The organism is Methylobacterium sp. UNCCL125, from assembly GCF_900116795.1.
Classification (GTDB): Bacteria; Pseudomonadota; Alphaproteobacteria; order Rhizobiales; family Beijerinckiaceae; genus Methylobacterium; species Methylobacterium fujisawaense.
Map to the genome: position 1 here is coordinate 64,339 of NZ_FPBW01000013.1, position 19,749 is coordinate 84,087.

The following is a 19,749-nucleotide window of genomic DNA, read 5'->3' on the forward strand; positions in this document are numbered from 1 at the left end:
GTCGCGCGAGGAAGGAACGGCATGGCACGCTGGATCGCGGGTTTGGACGGCTGCCGCGGAGCCTGGGCGGGCGCGCTCCTCGACCTCGACGATCCCGACCGGCACCGCTCTGCCCTGTTCCCCGACGTCGCCGCGCTGCTCGACGCCCCGGAGCGGCCCTGCATCGTCGGGATCGACGTGCCGATCGGCCTGCCGGACCGGATCATCGGCGGCGGACGTGCCGCCGACCGGGCGGCCCGCGCCCGGCTCGGGCCGGCGCGGGCATCGGTGTTTCCGATGCCGCCGCGGAGCGCGGTCTACGCCCCCGACTATGAAGCCGCGAAGGCCGCCTCGCGCGAGGCGAGCGACCCGCCCTTCGCGCCCTCGATCCAGGGTTACAACATCTTCCGCGCCGTCCGCGCGGTCGACACGCTCCTGCGGGAGCGGCCGGAGGTGCGGGCGCGGGTCCACGAGGTCCATCCCGAGGTGGCCTTCCACACCCTCAACGGCGGCCGGCCGCTCGGCCTGCCCAAGAAGGGCCGGCGCGCCCGGGAAGGATTGGACCTGCGCCGGGCGCTCCTCGCGGCGGCGGGCCTGCCGGGCGCGCTGATCGAGGCCCGGGCGAAGGGCGTTCCGGAGGACGACCATCTGGATGCGCTGGCCGCCCTGGTGGTCGCCCGCGACATCCGCCTCGGATGCGCCGTGCCGCTGCCGGATCCGCCGGAGCGGGACGCGTTCGGGCTTCCCGTGGTGATCTGGGCCCCGGCCTTGCGCGCGCCGTCCTGAGCGGCCGTCCGCCAGGGATCGCAACCGGCGCCGTGCGCGACCCAACGTGCTGTTTTGCACGCAGCCTCGCGCACAGGCGGTGTCCGTTCACCGCGCCCGCTCTAGCTCTCGCTGCATGAGCGCCGCGAACCCCCTGCCCGTCCGCCACATCGCCCGCGCGATCGTGCTCGATCCGCAGGATCGGATCCTGCTCATCGCCTACACGTCGGTCCATGCCAAAGGGCCGGACGGCGCGCCCCTGCGGTTCTGGTTCATGCCGGGGGGCGGCCTGGAGCCCGGCGAGGACCACGTCACCGCCTGTCGCCGGGAGCTCGAGGAGGAGATCGGCCGCGGCGATGTCGCCATCGGCCCGCAGGTCGCCGCCTGCGACGGCCCGTTCCACCTGTTCCGGCAGGCGCGGGACGCCCGCGAGCGCTACTTCCTCGTCCGCCTGCCCGACGACCGGGTCGATACGAGCCGCCTCGCCGAGACCGAGGACAACCCGCTGATCGGGACACGCTGGTGGCCGATCGACGAATTGCGCGCCAGCGGCGAGCACTTCGAGCCGGCCGGTCTCGCCGATCTCGCCGCGGATCTCGCGAACGGGACTATTCCGGCCCACCCACGCGTTCTTGCCTGGCGAGAACTTTGAGTTCACTTCCTGCCGTCGCGGGATTGTCTAACTGGAGACGCCTTTATGTTCCCCGTCTACCTGACCGAAGGCTACCGGTCCTTCCTCCTCGACCGCTTCCCGACCGAGCGCCGGCGCTTCGCGCAGCTCGCCTCCACACAGAACCCGGAGATCCTGGTCATCAGCTGCTGTGACAGCCGGGTGTCGCCCAGCGCGATCTTCAACGCCGGGCCGGGCGAGCTGTTCACGATCCGCAACGTCGCGAACCTCGTGCCGGTCTACCAGCCGGACGGTCAGTACCACGGCACCTCGGCGGCGCTGGAATTCGCCGTCCAGGCTCTGGAGGTGAAGCACATCGTCATTCTCGGCCACGCCACCTGCGGCGGCATCAAGGCCTACGCCAACAAGGCCAAGCCGCTCTCTCCCGGCGACTTCATCGGCAAGTGGGTCTCGCTCGTGGGTCAGGCCGAAGACAAGGCCGGCGATCCCGGCGCGCCGGACTACCTGACCAAGCTGGAGCATGCGGTGGTCGTCCAGAGCATGGAGAACCTGCTGACCTTCCCGTTCGTGAAGGAGCGGGTCGACGACGGCCGTCTGGAGATCCACGGCGCGCATTTCGGCGTGGCGAGCGGCTCCCTGCTGGTGCGCGACCCGGAGACCGGCGTGTTCAAGCCGCCGATCGACACGACGGGCCAGACCGTTCGCTCGGTCGCCGCCATCGCGTGCGATTGAGCGCGACGCGCGCCGAAGAACGGGGTCGGCTGACCGGCTCCGATCGGTAACTTTGCGGCAACGGCCGGCTGCGCATCGCGCACCGGCCGTTTTCGTTTGGGGCTCCGGTCGGCGCGCGGATCTCGGCACTGCCTCTGCGCGGCCCGTCCGTGGCGGAGACGGCTGGCGCAACGTGCCGGCCCGTGAACGCGGCGCGCCCGCGGGTTCGCCGGTGGCCGGGGCGGAGGGGCCGGACATGAAAACGACGGCGGGCTCGCACCCGCCGCCGGAGGTCTGGCCCGGCGGAAGCCGGGCCGTCCCTGACGATGACCCTTACATCGCGCCGGGGAGGCGCTGAGCCTGGTTGTAGTGCATCTGCAAGGCCGGAAGGGCCTGCTGGGCGTAGTTGCGCAGCGCCGGGTTCGGGCCGCCCTGGGCGTAGGCCTGCGTCATCGCGATGGTCATCTGATGCGCCTGGAGCTGCTGGCTGGCGTAGAGGCGGTCGAAGCGCGGGCCGGCCGGGGTCGACGACAGCTCGGCCAGCATCGCCTGCTGCTCGGGGCTCGGCGCCACCATCGTCGAGGCGCCCGTGGCCATCATGTCGCCGCGCCCGATCTGACCGCCCGCGGCGGCGCCGCGCGCCGCACCGGCGCCGGCGCCCTCGAGGCCGCCGACCGGTCCGCCCGCGAGGGTGCCGCCGACCACGCCGGTCGCCGCGCCGACGCCGGCGCCCACGGCGCTGCCCGCCACCGCGATCGGCGCCGTGATCAGGCCGCCGACGCCCGGATCACCGGCCACGCCGTTCATCTGGCCGCCCGCCAGGGCGACGTTGGCGGCCCGGTGGTCGCGGAGGACCTCCTGGGCGTAGGAGCGGACCTTCGGGTTGCGCGACTTGGACAGGGCGATCTGCGAGGACTGGATTTCGAAGGCGTTCGCCTGCATCGACTGGAGGCGGAAGTCGTTGGCGCTCTGAGCCAGGGCCGGGGTCGACAGCGCCAGGACAAGCGCGGACGCGGCAGCATAGTTCTTCAGCATCGGGACCTCTGTTCGAAATGGATACGCGAACTCTGGCAGGTCGCATGCGCAGCACGAAGGATCGGGCGCAGGCGGGTTCGCGAATTGGTCGGTCAACGAGGTTATGGGCTTATGGTTCCTGCCGTTTTCGCCCCGGACGGGGCGGTGGCCGAAGGGCGGCGGTCCGCGGGGTGAGCCGCCGGTCCGCAGACTCGGCCGCCGGACCGGTCGCCGTCCGGCCCGCCTCCGACCCCGGCCGCAGCCGCGGCGGAACCGCATGCGCGCCCTGCTGGCGGGGTGCGGGGCGAGGCATGGTCGCCCGGTGATCTTCGTCCTGCTCCAGGTCCTGCGCGCCGCCGCTGCCCTGATGGTCGTCTGGCATCATGCGCGGCACGAGGCGGGGCTGCTGGCGGAGCGCGGCTTCGGCCAGGCGCCCGCCCCGGAAACGCTTGTGCCCTGGTGGGGCGGGGTCGATCTGTTCTTCGTGATCTCCGGATTCGTCATCGTCCATACCGGGGTCCGGCTGGCCGGCAGGCCGGGGGGGCGGGCCCGCTTTCTCGCCCATCGGATCGCCCGGGTGGTCCCGCTCTACTGGCTGGTGAGCCTCGTCTTCCTCGCCCTCGCGCTGGCCCGGCCGGATCTGCTCGGCGACGCGGCGGCCCTCCTCGGCGATCCCGCAGCCCTCGTGGCGAGCTTCCTGTTCTGGCCGGTGGCCCGGCCCGACGGCACCGTCCAACCGCTCTATGGCCTCGGTTGGACCCTGAACTACGAGGCCTTCTTCTACGCAGTCTTCGCGGCAGGGCTCGGCTTCGGCCGGCGCGGCGCCGTCGCCTGGCTGTGCGGGGGCCTTGTGCTCCTCGTGGCTGTCGGAGCCCTCGTGCCCGGTCTTCCGGTGCCGCTCCGCTTCTGGACGGATCCGATCGTGCTCGAATTCGTCGCCGGCGCCGGTCTCGCCCTCGCCTACCGCGAGGGTTTCCGGCCGGGCCTGCCCCTGCGGGTCGGTCTCACGGTTCTGGGCGGCGTCGGGCTCGTCCTGGCCGCGCGCGTGCTCGCCGGCCAAGGCGGGGCCGACGGATTTCTGCGGCCCCTCCTCGTCGGCGGCCCGGCCGCCCTGCTGGTGGCGGCCGCCCTCGGTCCGACGCGCGATGCCGCCCAGGTCGCGCGCCTTCCCGTCCCGGTGCGCGGGCTCGTCGGGCTGGGCGACGCCTCCTACGCCCTTTATCTCGTGCATCCCTTCGCGCTGCGCCTCGTGCGCGAGGGGCTGCTCCGGCTCGGGCTGGCGCCGGCCGTGCAGCCCTGGGGCAGCATGGTCCTGATGCTCGCCGGCAGCGTGGCGGCCGCGCTCGTGGTCCACCGCCTCGTCGAGGCGCCGCTGACCCGGATCCTGCGGGCGCGCCTCGATCCGCGCGGGCCGCAAAACCGTGTGCGCGCCGCGCTGGCCCCGGTTCCACCGGGCGGCCGGGCGGATTAGCCTCTCGGAACCGGGGAGATTGCCACCATGAAGACCCTGCTCGTACCCGTCGCGATGCACGACGCCCTGCCCTCCGTCTTCGAGACCACCCGGCTGGCGGCGACGCGCTTCGGCAGCCTGATCGAGGGCGTGTCCCTGCGCCCGGCCCTCGCCGAGTACGTCCCCGTCGACATGGTCGGCGGCATGACGTGGCTGCGCGACGAGGAGGCCGACCGGGCCGAGGCCGAAGAGGCGGGCAGCCGTTTCATCGCCTTCATGGACGGTGCCGGCATCCCGCGGCATGCCCGCGACGGCCTGTGCATTCCGGATCGCGTGCCGGATGCCGGCCCGCGCTACCGCTGGCGGCAGGACGTCCCCACCGGCGACGCGTTCCTCGGCCAGTATGCACGGCTCTTCTCGGCCACCGTGGTCGGGCGTCCGGGCACGACCGACAATGCCCCGCGCATGACCACCTTCGAGACGGCCCTGTTCGAGAGCGGCCGGCCGATCCTGCTGGCCCCGCCCAGCGCCCCGGCGAGCCTCGGCGACGCGGTGGTCATCGCCTGGAACGGCTCCACCGAGACCGCCCGGGCGGTGGCCTTCGCGATGCCGTTCCTGCGGCGGGCCGAGCGGGTGCTGGTGCTCAGCGTCGAGGGCGGCATGGTGCCGGGCCCGACCGCCCAGGATCTCGCCCAGGCGCTGGCCTGCGAGGGCGTGGACGCGTCGCACCGGGCGCTGCCGGCCGGCCGGCGGGTGCCCGGCGAGACCTTCCTGGCGGAGTCCAAGGCCTTCGGTTGCGACCTGCTGATCAAGGGCGCCTACACCCAGAGCCGCCTGCGCCAGATGATCTTCGGCGGCGTCACCAGCCATGTCCTGGCCCATGCCGACATGCCGGTGCTGATGGCCCATTGACCGCTGCGCGGACCGGGACGGCGGCAACCGGGACCGCGCCGGGAACCGGCGCCGGCCCGTGGCGTTCGGCTCCCGCGTCCGGATGGTGCGACGCCGCGAAAGGAGTCCCGTGACGAGCCCCGTGAGACGCCTCTTCCTCGCCGGCCTTCTGGCGATCTCAGCCGTCGGCGCCGCCCGGGCGGAGCCGACGACGGTCCGGTTCCGCGGCACGGTGGTCCGGGCCGACTCGGAGCGCCTGGAGATCCGCCGCGCCAGCGGCGGCACCCTCACCGTGCGGATGGTCCCGCGCACCCGTATCTACGCGGTCAATGCCGCGAGCCTCCGCAACATCAAACCCGAGAGCTACGTCAGCGTCATCGGCGAGGCCGGCCCCGAGCCGCGGCAGGCGACCGCGGTGACCCTGTACTCGCCCTCGGAGCGCGGCTTCGAGGCGGGCAGCCAGCCCTGGGACACGGCGCAGGGCGCGAGCCTGACGGCCGGCTGGGTCGCCGACCTGCAGAGGGGGCCGCCGATGCGCGTGACGCTCGCCTACAAGGACGGGCAGGCGTCCTTCGCGATCCCGGACGGCGCGCCGGTGACGCAGTTCGCCCCGGGCGAGAAAGCCATGCTCCAGCCCGGCGCCGCCGTGACGATCTTCGCCCGCTCCCACCCGGAGGGCGGCCTCGTGGCCGGCACGATCGCGGTCGGCCGCCAGGGCGTCGTGCCGGGGCTCTGAGGCGGACGAGACCCGCGCCGCATCATCGGCGGCGCACCAAACCCGCGCGCCGATGCGGAAGCTGCGCTACATCGTGTCCCGATGACCGAGTCCGCCTTCACCCTCGACCCGCGCCTCTCCGCCGACACGGCGGAGGTGGGCGACCTCGCCCTGTGCCGCGTGCTGCTGATGGACGATGCCCGGTTCCCCTGGCTGATCCTGGTGCCGCGCCGCCCGGACCTCTGCGAGATCACCGATCTCTCCGAGGCCGATGCCGCCGCGCTCTGGCAGGAGATCCGTCTCGCCACGGGGGTGATGCAGGCCCTGTCGAAGCCCGACAAGGTGAATGTCGGCGCCCTCGGCAACGTGGTGGCGCAGCTCCACGTCCACGTCATCGGCCGATTCCGGTCGGATCCGGCCTGGCCGGGTCCGGTCTGGGGGTTCGAGACCCGCAAGCCCTATCCACCCCACGCCCGCGCCCAGCTCCTCGAGCGCGCCGGCGCCCTGTTCTCCGCGGCCTGACCCTGGCATGACCGATCCCCGCGACACCCTCGGATTCGTCCGCAACCGCCTCGACCGCCACTCGTCCGAGCAGCCCGAGGAGGCGGTGCCCGCCTTCGACGCGCCGGACGCGCGCCTCGTCCTGATCTGCGGCGACCGGATCGTGCTGCGCGGATCGACCGCGCTGATCGCCCCCGCCGAGGCCGCGGGCCTCGACGGCGGGACGCGCATCTTCCTCGGGCACCGGGACGGGCAGCCCGTCTTCGCCGCCGCAGCCCCCGCCGAGGCGGCCGAGCGGTTCGCCGAGGCGCCGGTCCGCACCCTCGACCTGCGTTCGATCGCCACCGAATCCGCCGTGGAGGCCGAGGAGCTCGGCCTGCTGGCCGTAGCCAAGTCGATGCTCGACTGGCACGCCCGCCACGGCTTCTGCGCCAAGTGCGGCACCGCCACCGTGGCGAAGGCCGGCGGCTTCCGGCGCGAATGCCCGGGTTGCGACGCCCACCACTTCCCCCGGGTCGATCCGGTGGTGATCATGCTCGTGCGCCGGGGCGACACCTGCCTGCTCGGCCGGGGACCGCATTTCAAGCCGGGCATGTTCTCGTGCCTCGCGGGCTTCCTGGAGCCCGGCGAGACGATCGAGGACGCGGTCCGCCGCGAGGTGTTCGAGGAGACGCGGATCCGCGTCGGCGCCGTCACCTACCGGACGTCGCAGCCCTGGCCGTTCCCGTCCTCGCTGATGCTCGGCTGCGCCGCCGAGGCCCTCGACGCGGCCATCGTGACCGATCCGAACGAGCTGGAGGATGCCCGCTGGTTCGACCGGGACGCGGTCGCGGCGATGCTCGACGGGACGCATCCCGAGGGGATCCAGGCCCCGCCGCCCATGGCGATCGCGCACTACCTGATGCGCGCGTTCGTGGTGGGCGAGACCTGAGCCCCCCGCCCGTTTCTAGCCGGGCTTGCCGGCGTCCCGGCTCGGATCGTCGGCGGGGTTGATGTAGTTCAGCCCGAACGGCCCGGAGCCGTTGACCTGCAGTTCGACCGGCTCGTCGGTGGTCCACAGCGAATGCGGCATGTCCTCCGGCAGGTAGACGAAGCCGCCGGCCTTCAGCACCGAACCCTTGGTCTTGTCCAGGGTCCGCCCGTGCGCGTGATGGATCGAACCCGAGAGGATCGTCAGCGTCTCGGGCTTGGAATGGGTGTGCGGCGCGATCACCGTATTGGCCGGTACCTTCACCCGCAGCACGAAGGCGCCGGGCTTCGACGGATCGCCCGCGATCCGGCTGATCTGGGTCCCTCTGGGCAGGTTGGGCGGGCCGGGCTCGTAGGTGGCGGAGGCGCCATCCGGAACCACCACCAGCCCGGAGTGGTCGGCCGCCGAAGCCGGCCCGAAACCGCCGAGCATCGCCAGCGCCGCCGCGGCGCTGATCCATGACCGTGTCATTCCACCCTCCGTTTCTGCCCAAGGCCTGGGCCCACGGGCAGTTCTGGGTCCGGGCGGGCCGTTTCCCAGGCAGGGCAACCGTTTCAGATCGTCGCAAGCCGCGCGGGGCACGCGGGATCCGTGCGGTCAGACGACCATCCGGCTCTGCGCCCCGTCTTCCGTCACGGCGCTCCGCATCTCCGAGAAGGCCGTACCGACCATCAGCAGCGCCGGCCCTTCGAGCCCCGCCGCCTCCACCCGGTCGGCGAGGTCGGCGGCCGTGCCCCGCAGGGCCTGCTGGTTCGGGCGCGTCGCGTTGAACACGAGCAACGCCGGCGTCGACGGCGCCAGACCTTCCTCCACCGCGCGCGCCAGCAGCGCCCGCAGGGTCCGCTTGGGCATGTAGATCACCGTGGTGACGCTCGGATCCGCGAGCGCCCCCCAGTTCAGGTCGTCCGGCAGCGCCCCGCGGCGGTCGTGGCCGGTGACGAACTGGAGCCGGCGCGCGGCGTCCCGATGGGTCAGGGACACGCCGAGCGCCGCCGCTGCACCCTGCGCGGCCGAGACCCCGGGGACCACGGTGACCGGGATGCCGGCGGCCCGGCAGGCCTCGATCTCCTCGCCGGCCCGGCCGAAGACCAGCGGGTCGCCGGATTTCAGCCGCACCACCTGCTTGCCCGAGCGGGCGAGCTGGACCATCAGCGCGTTGATGTCGTCCTGGCGGCAGGACGGGCCGTGGCCGGTCTTGCCCACCAGCATGGTGCGCGCCTCGCGGCGGGCATAGTCGAGGATCTCCGGGGCGACGAGGTCGTCGTAGAGGATCACGTCGGCGTTGCGGAGCGCCCGCAGCGCCTTGAGGGTCAGAAGCTCCGCGTCGCCGGGGCCGGCCCCGACCAGGGTCACCGCTCCGCCCTTCGGGGCGGCTTCCGTCTCGCCGAGCAACTCCGCGAGATCCGTGTCGGAGGGGGCGCGGTCCGGCTCCGCGAAGGCCCGGTCGGTGAAGCGCTCCCAGAAGGCACGGCGCTCCGCGAAGCCGTGGAAGCGCGCCGTGACGCCATCGCGCCAGTCGCGGGCCGCCCCGACCCAGCGGGCGAAGCCCCGGGGCAGCATCGCCTCGATCCGGGCGCGCACGGTCTGGCCGAAGACCGGGGCGGCGCCCTCCGTCGAGATGCCCACGACCAGCGGCGAGCGGTTGACGATGGCGCCGAACTTCACGTCGCAGAGATGCGGCCGGTCGACCGCGTTGACGATCGCCCCGGCTCCGCGGGCCGCCACCACGAAGGCGACGCACTCGGCCTCGTCCTCCAAGGCGCCGATGCAGAAGGCCGCGCCCCAAAGGTCGTCCGGCGTCCAGGCCCGCTCGTGCAGCGTGACGTGCCCATCGACGATCTCGCCCGGGACCGCGCGCAGCTCCTCACCGGGATCGGGGGCGTAGACGTCCACATGGGCGCCGGCCGCGGCCAGGACCTTCACCTTCCACGGCGCCCCGCCGGAGGATCCGGCCAGAACCACCCGCTTGCCGCGCAGGGGCACGAAGACGGGCAGCACCGCCAGCGGCTCCAGGCCGGCGGCCTTGGTCTCGCGGGGGGCGCGGGCTGCGCGCAGGGGGGTCTCGGTCACGGGCCTGTCCTGAATCGTCTCGAACCGGCCTCTCCTGTCCACCCCCCCAGGATGAGGGGGTCCGGTTGGACGGGTCGGTCTGTCCTCGCCGGCAAGTGTATCAGAAAATCACGCGGCGCATGCGGTCTGCCCGGCCAGCATCTTGCGGATCTCCGGTATGCACGAGCCGCAATTCGTGCCGGCCTTGCAGGCGGCGCCCACCGCCTCCACGGAGGCGGCGCCCCCGGCGATGGTGGTGGCGATGACGTCGGCGCCGACGCCGTGGCAGGCGCAGACCACGGGCCCCGCCGAGGCCGTGGCCGCGCGGCCCGAGAGCAGCGCCCGTCGGTCGGCGGCGTCGGGCACCTCGGTGGCGAACAGGGCCTTGGCGGCCTCCCAGTCCGGCCGCTCCCCCGCGGGGGCGTAGGCGAGGCAGGCGACGAGGCGGTCGCCGTCATAGACCGCGCAGCGGTAGCGGTTGCGGGTGTGATCGGCATATTCCGCGAGTTCGCAGCCCGACAGGGCCTCGCTCTGGATCAGGCCGCGCACCATCAGCGCCACCGCCCGGGAGCTGTCGGCGGTGGCGAACTGCGCGCCCCAGCCGCCGGTGATCGCGGCGCGCGCCCACCACCAGCCCTCGGGCATCGCCACCTGCCGGCGCGTCAGCAGGAAGCCGCGGGCGCGGTAGCCGACGGACGCGATGGCCGCCGGGGTCGCTTTGAGTTCGGGCTGGCCCGAGACCGGATCGGTCATGCCGCGCACCAGCGCGCCGACCCGGGCCTGCGACGCGAAGGCGCCGCCCCAGTGCATCGGCATGAACAGATTGCCCGGCACCACCGTGTCGGTGACCGTCACCTCCAGCTCGGCCGCGCCGTGCTCGGTCGTGAGCCGGGCGATGTCGCCCTCCGCGAGGCCGTGGGCCGCCGCGTCGTCCGGGTGGATTTCGACGAACGGGACGGCCCGGTGCGCCGAGAGGCGCTGGCTCTTCCCGGTACGCGTCATCGTGTGCCAGTGGTCGCGGACCCGGCCGGTGTTGAGCATGAGCGGGAACGTCGGCGAGGCCGCGAGCGCGAGGGCCGGCGGCTGCACCGCGACGAAGCGGGCGCGCCGGTCGAAGGTGTAGAACCGGCCGTCGCCGAACAGCCTGGCCTTGCCCTGCGGGGCGCCCCGGAAGCCGGAGCGCTTCGGGATGGGCCACTGCACCGGCAGGGTCACGTCGTAGGCGGCGTCGCTGATGTCCGCGAGCGCGCCGAGGTCGAAGTCGCGGGTGCCGTTGTTCTCGTAGGTCGAGAGCCCGGCATGCTCGCGGAAGATCGCGGCGGCGGAGTCGAATGCGAAGGCCTTTCCGTGCCCGAGGCGGCGGCCGACATCGGCCAGCGCCGCCCAGTCCGGCCGCGCCTCGCCGGGGCTCGCGAGGAAGCGGCGCTGGCGGGAAATCCGCCGCTCGGAATTGGTGACCGTGCCGTCCTTCTCGCCCCAGGCCTGGGCGGGCAGCAGCACCGTGGTCCTGCCGCAGCCTCGGGCGGTGTCGGAATCGGCCACCGCCTCGGACACCACGTAGAGGTCGAGGCCGGCGAGCGCCTCGCGGATCGCGTCGGCCCGCGGCATCGAGACCAGCGGGTTGGTGCCCATCACCCACAGCGCCTTGATCTTGCCCCGGGCGATCGCCTCGAACAGCGCCACCGCCTTCATGCCCTCGCCGGTGATGATCCGCGGGGCGCCCCAGTAGCGGCGCACCCGGTCCACCTCCTCGGGGGTGAAGTGCATGTGGGCCGCCAGCATGTTGGCCAGCCCCCCGACCTCGCGCCCGCCCATGGCGTTGGGCTGGCCGGTCAGGGAGAACGGCCCCATCCCGGTCTCGCCGATGCGGCCGGTGACGAGGTGGCAGTTGATGATGCTGTTGCCCTTGTCGGTGCCCTGCGCCGACTGGTTCACCCCCTGCGAGAAGGCCGTGACCACCCGGCGGGTGCCGGCGAACAGGGCGTAGAAGGCCGCGATGTCGGCCTCCGGCGCGCCGGTGACGGCGGCGACCGCCGCGACGTCCGGCGCAATCTGGCGGGCGCGGTCGAGGGCGCCGTCGAGGCCGGCCGTATGGGAATCGATGAAAGCGCGATCGCGGAAGCCGTTGTCGGACAGGTAGACCAGCAGGCCCGAGAACAGCGCGGTGTCGGTGCCTGGCCGGATGCCGAGGAACAGGTCAGATTCCTCCGCGGTCTGGGTCCGGCGGGGGTCGATGACCACGAACTTGGTCCCGCGGCGCGCCTTGGCGTCGGCCATGCGGCGGAACAGGATCGGGTGGCACCACGCGGTGTTGGAGCCGACCAACACGATCAGGTCGGCCTCGTCGAGATCCTCGTAGCAGCCCGGCACCGTGTCGGAGCCGAAGGCCCGGCGATGGGCCGCCACCGCGCTCGACATGCACAGCCGGGAATTGGTGTCCACGTGCGGCGTGCCGATGAAGCCCTTCGCGAGCTTGTTGGCGACGTAATAATCCTCGGTGAGGAGCTGGCCCGACAGGTAGAAGGCGATCGCGTCCGGGCCGTGCTCCTCGGCCACCGCGCGGAGCTTGCCCGCCACGGTGTCGAGGGCCGCATCCCACGAGACCTGCGCGCCGTCGACCTGCGGGTGAAGCAGGCGGTTCTCCAGCGACAGGGTCTCGCCCAACGCCGAGCCCTTCGAGCACAGGCGCCCGAAATTGGCCGGGTGGTCGGTGTCGCCCGCGATCGTGGCGCCGCCCTGCCCGTCCGGACTCGCGAGCACGCCGCACCCGACCCCACAATAGGGGCAGGTGGTCCGCACCGTCGACGCCGCCACGGGCTGGGTCATGGCTGAAGTCCTCGAAGGTTCGCGCCGCGTCTCCCTCCCCCCTCTGCGGGGGAGGGTTGGGCTGCTCAGTACACGTCGGCCTGATAGCGCCCGGCCTTCTTGAGCGCCGCGAGATACGCCACCGCATCCTCGGGGCTCTTGCCTCCGTGCTGCGCGGCCACGTCGATGATCGCCCGCTCGACGTCCTTGGCCATGCGCTTGGCGTCGCCGCAGACGTAGAAATGCGCGCCGCCCTCGAGCCACTTCCACAGCTCGGCGCCGTTCTCGCGCATCCGGTCCTGGACGTAGGTCTTCTCCTTGCCGTCCCGGGACCAAGCCAGGGACAGGCGGGTGAGCACCTTGTCGTCCTTCAGCTGGGTCAGCTCGTCCTTGTAGAAGAAGTCGCTGGCTTGGCGCTGGTGACCGTAGAACAGCCAGTTCCGGCCCGGCGCCTGCGTGGCGGCGCGTTCCCGCAGGAACGCCCGGAAGGGCGCGATGCCGGTGCCGGGGCCGCACATGATCACGTCCTTCGACAGATCGGCCGGCAGCCCGAAGCCGTGCGCCTTCTGAAGATAGACCTTCACCTTGGTCTGCTCGGGCAGGCGCTCGCCGAGATGGGTCGAGGCGACGCCGAGCCGCAGCCGCGAGCGGTGGTTGTAGCGCACCGCGTCCACCGTCAGGGACACGCGGCCGACATCCATCTTGGGCGAGGACGAGATCGAATAGAGCCGCGGCTGCAGCTCGTCCAAGGCCTCCAGGAAGACCTCGGCGTCGGGCCGCGCGCCCGGGAACTTGTGCAGGGCGCCGAGGACGTCGAGATAGGCGGCATCGCCGTCCGGATCCTCGCCGGAGGCGAGCGCCTGCGCCTTCTTGCGGGCCGCGCCCGAGGTGAGCAGGGACAGGAGCTGATAGAGGTTGTCGGGCGCGGCACCCAGTGCGTAGTTGATCAGCAGATGCTCACGCAGGGTTTTCTCGCCGATCACCCGCTCGGGCCGGGCGCCGAGCTCCGCGATCACCGCGTCCACCAGCGCCGGGGCGTTGGCGGGGAACAGGCCCAGCGAATCGCCGACCTCGTACTGGATCGGCGTACCGTCCAGCCCGATCTCGATGTGCCACGTCTCCTTCTCGCCGCCCGGATCGTTGAGGCGGCGGCGTGACAGGAACAGCGCCTCGACCGGGTTCTCGCGGCAGAAGCCGAGCGGCCCGAGGTCGGCGGCGGCCTTCGGGGCGTCATCGTCCGCCTTCGGCGCGGCCGGGGCGCCCCCGGCGGCGCCGAACTCCTCGTCCAGCTTCTTGAGCATGCGCAGGGTCTCTTTGCCGCCGGGCTGGCAAAGGTTCAGGCGCGCCTCGTTCTTCAGGAAGATCGCGTTGGCGTAGTCGGCGCAGTTGTAGCCGCACTGGCCGCAATCCTGCTGGGCCATGGCGGCCATCAGCTTCTGCGGCTCGGGCCGGTCCTTGGCCATCTCCATCCGGTCGCCGAGCGGCATCGACGGGTCGTGCCAGGGGGCGTCGTCGTTGTCGGCCAGTTTCGGCCCGGTCGCGGGGCCTTCGCCGGGGGCGAGCGCCGTCGCACCCGCGACCGCCGGGCCGAGCAGGGCCGCGAAGTAGCCCGAGAGCCAGGCGCGCTGGTCCTCGTTGAAGGGCGCGGTCTCGGGGATCAGGACGAGGGGGGGCGAGACGTGCTGGGTCATGCGGCGGCCTTCAGGGCGGGCTGGTCCTCGGCGGCGTCGCGGAGCGCCTCCGCGCCGGTGCGGCTGGTGAAGGCCTGGAAGCTCTCCTCGGGGCCCTGGCGGAGGGCGAGGTAGGCGCGCAGCAGAGCCTCGACGCGGGAGGGCGCATCCTCGGCCTTCACGGCCTTCCAGATCTCGGTGCCGATCTTCGGGTTCTCGGCGAAGCCGCCGCCGACCACGACGTCGTAACCCTCGACGGTGTCGCCCTCCTCCGAGACGACGACCTTGGCGCCGATCAGCCCGATATCGCCGATGTAGTGCTGGGCGCAGCTGTGGTGGCAGCCGGTGAGGTGGACGTTCACCGGCACGTCGAGGTTCGGCACGGCCTTCTCGACGTGGTCGGCGATGATCAGCGCGTGGCCCTTGGTGTCGGAGGCCGCGAACTTGCAGCCTTTGGCGCCCGTGCAGGCCACGAGGCCGGAGCGGATGCCGGCGGCCTTGGTGGTGAGGCCGAGCGCGTCCACGCGGGCTTCCACCTCGGCGACCTTCGCGTCCGGAACACCGGAAAAAATGAAGTTCTGCCAGACGGTGAGGCGGATCTGGCCGTCCCCGCACTCCGCGGCGATCTTGGCGAGCGCCCGCACCTGATCGCTCGTCATCTTGCCGACCGGCAGGACCACGCCGACCCAGTTGAGGCCGGGCTGCTTCTGGGCGTGGACGCCCACATGGGCGTAGCGGTCGGTGGCTTTACGCGGCGCCACGTGCTCGGGCGCGACCCGGTCGAGCTTGCGGCCGAGCTTGTCCTCGACGGCGGCGAGGTACTTGTCGAAGCCCCAGGCGTCGAGGACGTACTTCATCCGGCTCTTGTTGCGGTTCGTCCGGTCGCCGTTCTCGATGAACACCCGGATGATCGCGTCGGCGACGGTGTTGCAGTCTTCCGGCTTCAGGACGATGCCGGTGTCGCGGGCGAGGTCGCGGTGGCCCGAGATGCCGCCGAGCACGAGGCGCATGTAGATCCCCGGAGGCACCGAAGCGCCGTCGAGAACCTCCACCGCCTGGAAGCCGATGTCGTTGGTCTCCTCCAGGGTCGGCATCACGCCGCTGCCGTCGAAGGCGACGTTGAACTTGCGCGGCAGGCCGTAGAGCGAGCGGTCGTTCAGGATCCAGTTGTGCCAGGACTTGGCGAGGGGGCGCGTGTCCAGGAGCTCCTGGGCGTCGATGCCGGCGGTCGACGAACCGGTGACGTTGCGGATGTTGTCGGCGCCCGCCCCCCGGGCCGTGAGGCCGATATCGGTGAGCCCGTCGAGGAAGGGCTGGGCATGCTCGGGGCCGATCTCGCGCACCTGGAGGTTCGCCCGGGTGGTGACGTGGACGTAGCCGCCGCCATGCTCGTCGGCGAGGTCGGCGACGCCCGCGAACTGCCAATGGTGCAGGATCCCGTTGGGGATCCGCAGCCGGCACATGTACGAGACCTGGTTCGGCGCGACCCAGAACAGGCCGTGGTAGCGCCAGCGGAAATTGTCCTCGGGCTTCGGCTGCTTGCCGGCGGCGGCCTCCTGGATCAGGCGGTTGTGGCCGTCGAACGGGTTCTCGGCGCGCTTCCACTTCTCCTGGTCGCAGAGCTTGCCGCCCGCCTTGACGGTCTTGTCCTGCGCCTTGATGTGGATCGCGTCCGGGCCCGTGGGCTCGGCGGGCGGCGCGGCCGCCCCGGCCCCGCCCGCGGCGAGGCCGCCGGTCATGCGGACGGCGGCGATGCCGGAGGCGAAGCCCTCGAGGTAGCGCTTCTGCTCGGCCTCGAACGCGCCTGCGGCGCTCTGGGTGGTGGTCTCGGACATCCGCGCCTCCTCAAGCAGCCAGCGGCTCGGGCACGGGGCGCCCGAACATCAAGTCGTCCATGTTCTCGATCGGGTCGCCGGAGCGGATCAGGCCCTTGCAGGCGCCCTGCTCGGCGATGTCGCCGACGAACACCGCGCCGATCAGCTTCCCATCGCGCACCAGAAGCTTGCGGTAGAGGCCGGCGCCGGGGTCGGAGAGCACGATCGCCTCCGCATCGTCGGGCGTGTCGACGATCCCGGCCGAGAAGACCGGCAGGCCCGACACCTTCAGGCTCGTGGACAGGGCCGTGCCCCGGTACTCGGCCGGCTCGCCGGCGAGGTGGCGGGCGAGCGTCTCGGCGTGCTCGTAGGCGGGCTCGACCAGGCCGTAGATCTGGCCGCGGTGCTCGGCGCACTCGCCGAGCGCGAAGATCCGCGGGTCCGAGGTGGTCATCCGGTCGTCGACCGTGATGCCCCGGCCGACCGCCAGTCCCGCGTCCTGCGCCAGCGCCACCGAGGGGCGCACGCCCACCGACATCACCACGAGGTCGGCCGGGAGCGCGGTGCCGTCCGCCAGGACGAGGCGCTCGACGCGGCCGTCTCCTTCGAGGCGGGCGGTATCCGCCTTGAGGATCACCCGAACCCCCCGCGCCTCCATGGCACGCTTTACGAGCGCGGCGGCATGGTGGTCGAGCTGGCGCTCCATCAGCCGGTCCATGACGTGGAGCAGCGTGGTCTCGACGCCGAGGCGCGCGAGCCCGACCGCCGCCTCCAGGCCGAGAAGGCCGCCGCCGATGACGATCGCCCGGGCGTGCTGCACGGCGGCCTTCCGGATCGCCGCCACGTCGGCGAGGTCGCGGAAGGTGATGACGCCGGGGAGATCCATGCCGGGCTTCGGCAGGCGGATCGGCAGGGAGCCGACCGCGAGGACCAGCCTGTCGAAGGGCAGGACGTGGGTCTCGCCCACGCGGACGTACCCGTTCTCCCGGTCGATCTGGGTCGCCGGCGCGCCGGTGATCAGGCAGATGCCGTGATCCGCGTACCAGTCGAGGCCGCGGAAGGCGCAGGCGGCCTCGTCGACCTCGCCGCCGAGCAGCGAGGAGAGCAGGACCCGGTTGTAGGCGACCGTCGGCTCGGCGCCGATGCAGGTGATGTCGTAACGGCCGGGTGCGATCTCCGTGAGCCGCTCCAGGAAGCGCAGGGAGGCCATGCCGTTGCCGACGACGACCAATCTCTCGCGCGGCAGGCCGCTCTCGGCGCGCGCGTCATGTCCGCGTGTGTCCTTAGGGGATGTCGCCATCGCTCGATCGTGTCTGGAACCTCGATTGCAGGGTCGTTGGCGGACCGCCCACGAAAAAGCCGCTGCCGGTCGTCTCCTGGCAGGCTTCAGCCCCAGGAGAACCGGATCAGCGGCCTCGCTGACGGCGCTGTCCGTCGCCGTTGACGGACGCGGCTCGCCTCGCAGGTTCCGTGCCAATCGAAATGCGCCGCACGGCGCGCGTGGACGCTGACGCCGGGGCGAGGCCTGCAGATCGGAGGTACCCCAGGGGCCGCCCATCGGCGCTGCACAAAATCTGTGCGGCCCGTCGCAAAAGCGATCACGCGCCAGCGACGCGGTGGGGCGAGCTGCGGAGGGTTAAGGATGACTTCCGGACTGACGGAGGGTCGGCTCGGCGCTCACTGTCGCGAGATCACGACACGGGCAAACTGGAGAGCGAGCAAAAGTCGGTCGAGAAAACTTCGACGACGAGATATGAAAATTCTACGTGAACAACATTTGTTTTAGAACAACACTCTACATGTGTCGAATGTCGCTATCTGTTCTTTCGGGCAGCGCGGGCGCTCGGCCCACGCTCTCGCCAGCCGGTCACCAATCCAATCGATGTGGGGGCTACAGCAGCTGCGACAGCATCGCCAGGAGGCCCAGGGTCGGCATCGCGCCGGCCGCCAGCACCCAGTACCAAGCGTGGCGCGCACCGGCCCGCCGGTTGTCGTTGCAGGCGCGGGGGACACGCCCGCCCCGGCATACGTAGCGTCGAAGTTCGACCCGCCCGCGCGGATGCGACATCAACGATCCAGTTTCGAGTTTGCGACATCCAGGCATGGCGTAGGCACAACGGGCGAGCCCGCCCGACGTTCCGCGGCTGTTCGCGCCGGCGTTGCGGGTGGATGACGAATGGCTCGAAGTGTCGCGGGCCTCAGATGTCGGCGACCGCCCGCCGGTAAAGGTCGGGTCTGTAGACGGTCGTGATCGCCGCCGGGATGTCGAAAGGCCCGGGGATCTGCTGCGCGGCGCGCATCTGCTCCAGCACCCAGCGGGCCTGCGCCGCGCGCGGCTCCTCGATCGCCGCGCCGAAGCGGAGACGCGCACCCGTCTCGGCCATGACGTCCGGACCGTCGGAAAAGGTCCGCGCGACCAACGCCGGATCGAGATTCAGATAGGTCCGGCGTGCGAGGCGATGGATCAGCTCGGTCCGGTTCTCCGGATCCGCGCACCAGCGTCCCGCCCGGGCGACCGCCCGCACCAGTGGCAGGATCGCGCCGTCGAGCCGTGCGGAGACGGCCAGGACCTTCTCGGTCGCGTTCGGCGCGAGGGCGCTGCCGTGGACGGCGATGCGCCCATGCCCGGCCTCGGCCGCCACGTCGTTCCAGGGTGCGCCCGCGCAGAATCCGTCGACCAGGCCGCGGGCCAAGGCCTCCACGCAATGTTGCGGGGGAACCACGACCGTGCGGAACGCGGTAGGGTCGAGGCTCCCGGCTTCGGCGAACAGCCGTAGCTGGTAGCTGTGGCACGAGAAGGGATGCACGGTGCCGAGGGTGAGCGGGTCTCCGGCGCGGTGCCGCATCTCCGCGACGCCCGCGAAGGCGCGGGCGACATCCGGCAGGGCCTCGCTGTCGGGGGCCATCGCCGCCCAGAGGGTGCGGGACAGCGTGAGGGCATTGCCGTCGGTGCTGAGCTGGAGCGGCACGATCAGGTCAGAGGGCGGCCCGGACAAGGCGAGCCGGCTCGCCAGCGCCAGCGGCGCCAGCATGTGCGCGCCGTCGAGGTGCCCCAGCGCCAGCCGGTCGCGCAGGGTCGCCCAGGAGGGCTCGGCGGTGAGGTCGAGGTCGAGCCCCTCGGCCCGGGCGAAGCCCAGTTCATGGGCCGCGATCAGGGGGGCCGCATCGCAGAGCGGGACGTAGCCGAGCTGGAGCCTCATCCGAGCAGGTCCGCGGTGGTGACGATCGCCCGGGCGATGTCGACGATCTTGCGCTTCTCGTTCATGGCCTTGCGGCGCAGCTGCTTGTACGCCTCGTCCTCGGACAGGCCCTTCATGGTCATCAGGATGCCCTTCGCCCGCTCGATCAGCTTGCGGTCGGCGAGTTCGCTGCGCGCCTCCGTCAGCTCGCGCTGGAGGCGCGCGAAGGCGTTGAAGCGCAGGATCGCGATGTCGAGGATCGACTTGATCCGTTCCGCCCGCAGCCCGTCCACCACGTAGGCGGAGATCCCGGCATCGACGGCGGCCTGCATCATGGTCGAATCCGAGCGGTCGACGAACATCGCCACCGGCCGCTCGACCTGCCGGGAAACGCCCGACATCTGCTCCAGGATGTCCCGGCTCGGGCTCTCCAGATGGATCACCACCACGTCGGGCTTCAGCGCGGCCACGCGTTCCATGAGGTCGGCGGTATCGGGAATCACCACCACACGCCCGATTCCGGCGGCGCGCAGGCCCTCCTCCAGAATGGCCGCGCGGGCGCGGCTCGGATCGATCACGGCGACGGTGAGATTGGATTCGGTCAT

18 protein-coding genes are annotated in these 19,749 nt (G+C 72.0%); 8 read left to right on the plus strand and 10 right to left on the minus strand.

Annotated elements, in window-relative coordinates; translation table 11 throughout:
• Positions 1–21: 21 nt before the first annotated feature.
• The 3 genes from BM396_RS14850 (at position 22) to BM396_RS14860 (ending at position 2,107) form a co-directional block, all read left to right on the plus strand.
• On the plus strand, positions 22–765 hold the full coding sequence (locus BM396_RS14850) for a DUF429 domain-containing protein (RefSeq protein ID WP_043384979.1): 744 nt from the start codon (positions 22–24) through the stop codon (positions 763–765).
• A 115-nt stretch (positions 766–880) separates the two neighbouring features.
• Positions 881–1,396 (plus strand): NUDIX hydrolase, encoded by a 516-nt coding sequence (locus BM396_RS14855; RefSeq protein ID WP_043351773.1) that lies wholly within the window; start codon positions 881–883, stop codon positions 1,394–1,396.
• Positions 1,397–1,441: 45 nt separating this feature from the next.
• Positions 1,442–2,107: a carbonic anhydrase gene (locus BM396_RS14860; protein ID WP_043351772.1), complete on the plus strand. Its 666-nt coding sequence runs from the start codon at positions 1,442–1,444 to the stop codon at positions 2,105–2,107.
• A 312-nt stretch (positions 2,108–2,419) separates the two neighbouring features.
• Here BM396_RS14860 and BM396_RS14865 read toward each other — a convergent pair whose 3' ends face one another.
• Positions 2,420–3,121, minus strand: coding sequence for a DUF4142 domain-containing protein (locus BM396_RS14865; RefSeq protein WP_043384982.1), 702 nt, complete (start codon positions 3,119–3,121; stop codon positions 2,420–2,422).
• Between the two features lie 256 nt (positions 3,122–3,377).
• Between BM396_RS14865 and BM396_RS14870 the strand changes: the two genes are divergently transcribed.
• The 5 genes from BM396_RS14870 to nudC all read left to right on the plus strand — a co-directional run bounded on the left by BM396_RS14870 (position 3,378) and on the right by nudC (position 7,588).
• Positions 3,378–4,571 (plus strand): acyltransferase family protein, encoded by a 1,194-nt coding sequence (locus tag BM396_RS14870; RefSeq protein WP_051976155.1) that lies wholly within the window; start codon positions 3,378–3,380, stop codon positions 4,569–4,571.
• Positions 4,572–4,598: 27 nt separating this feature from the next.
• Complete coding sequence (locus BM396_RS14875; protein ID WP_043351769.1) at positions 4,599–5,462, plus strand: universal stress protein; 864 nt, start codon at positions 4,599–4,601, stop codon at positions 5,460–5,462.
• Between the two features lie 121 nt (positions 5,463–5,583).
• Positions 5,584–6,177 (plus strand): hypothetical protein, encoded by a 594-nt coding sequence (locus BM396_RS14880; protein ID WP_236952938.1) that lies wholly within the window; start codon positions 5,584–5,586, stop codon positions 6,175–6,177.
• Between the two features lie 81 nt (positions 6,178–6,258).
• Complete coding sequence (locus BM396_RS14885; RefSeq protein ID WP_043384988.1) at positions 6,259–6,678, plus strand: HIT domain-containing protein; 420 nt, start codon at positions 6,259–6,261, stop codon at positions 6,676–6,678.
• 7 nt (positions 6,679–6,685) lie between these two features.
• Positions 6,686–7,588, plus strand: a complete 903-nt coding sequence (nudC, locus tag BM396_RS14890; protein ID WP_043384991.1) for an NAD(+) diphosphatase — start codon at positions 6,686–6,688, stop codon at positions 7,586–7,588.
• Positions 7,589–7,603: 15 nt separating this feature from the next.
• Here nudC and BM396_RS14895 read toward each other — a convergent pair whose 3' ends face one another.
• The 9 genes from BM396_RS14895 to BM396_RS14930 form a co-directional block, all read right to left on the minus strand.
• Positions 7,604–8,098, minus strand: a complete 495-nt coding sequence (locus BM396_RS14895) for a cupin domain-containing protein (protein ID WP_043384995.1) — start codon at positions 8,096–8,098, stop codon at positions 7,604–7,606.
• Positions 8,099–8,224: 126 nt separating this feature from the next.
• Positions 8,225–9,697, minus strand: a complete 1,473-nt coding sequence (gene cysG / locus BM396_RS14900) for a siroheme synthase CysG (protein ID WP_043384998.1) — start codon at positions 9,695–9,697, stop codon at positions 8,225–8,227.
• Positions 9,698–9,805: 108 nt separating this feature from the next.
• Positions 9,806–12,502, minus strand: coding sequence for a nitrate reductase (locus BM396_RS14905; protein WP_043385001.1), 2,697 nt, complete (start codon positions 12,500–12,502; stop codon positions 9,806–9,808).
• A 65-nt stretch (positions 12,503–12,567) separates the two neighbouring features.
• Positions 12,568–14,172 carry a sulfite reductase subunit alpha gene (locus BM396_RS14910; protein ID WP_043385004.1) on the minus strand — a complete coding sequence of 535 codons (1,605 nt, stop codon included), beginning with the start codon at positions 14,170–14,172 and terminating at the stop codon, positions 12,568–12,570.
• On the minus strand, positions 14,169–15,986 hold the full coding sequence (locus BM396_RS14915) for a NirA family protein (protein ID WP_043385007.1): 1,818 nt from the start codon (positions 15,984–15,986) through the stop codon (positions 14,169–14,171). Before BM396_RS14915 ends, BM396_RS14910 begins: the two co-directional genes overlap by 4 nt.
• A 10-nt stretch (positions 15,987–15,996) precedes the next feature.
• Positions 15,997–17,265, minus strand: coding sequence for an NAD(P)/FAD-dependent oxidoreductase (locus BM396_RS14920; RefSeq protein ID WP_081948713.1), 1,269 nt, complete (start codon positions 17,263–17,265; stop codon positions 15,997–15,999).
• Between the two features lie 591 nt (positions 17,266–17,856).
• Complete coding sequence (locus BM396_RS32790; RefSeq protein WP_158498452.1) at positions 17,857–18,033, minus strand: hypothetical protein; 177 nt, start codon at positions 18,031–18,033, stop codon at positions 17,857–17,859.
• 130 nt (positions 18,034–18,163) lie between these two features.
• Complete coding sequence (locus tag BM396_RS14925) at positions 18,164–19,165, minus strand: CmpA/NrtA family ABC transporter substrate-binding protein (RefSeq protein WP_043385011.1); 1,002 nt, start codon at positions 19,163–19,165, stop codon at positions 18,164–18,166.
• A complete protein-coding gene (locus tag BM396_RS14930; RefSeq protein WP_043353887.1) occupies positions 19,162–19,749 on the minus strand; it encodes an ANTAR domain-containing response regulator in 588 nt (195 codons plus the stop codon). The genes BM396_RS14925 and BM396_RS14930 overlap by 4 nt, the downstream gene beginning before the upstream one ends.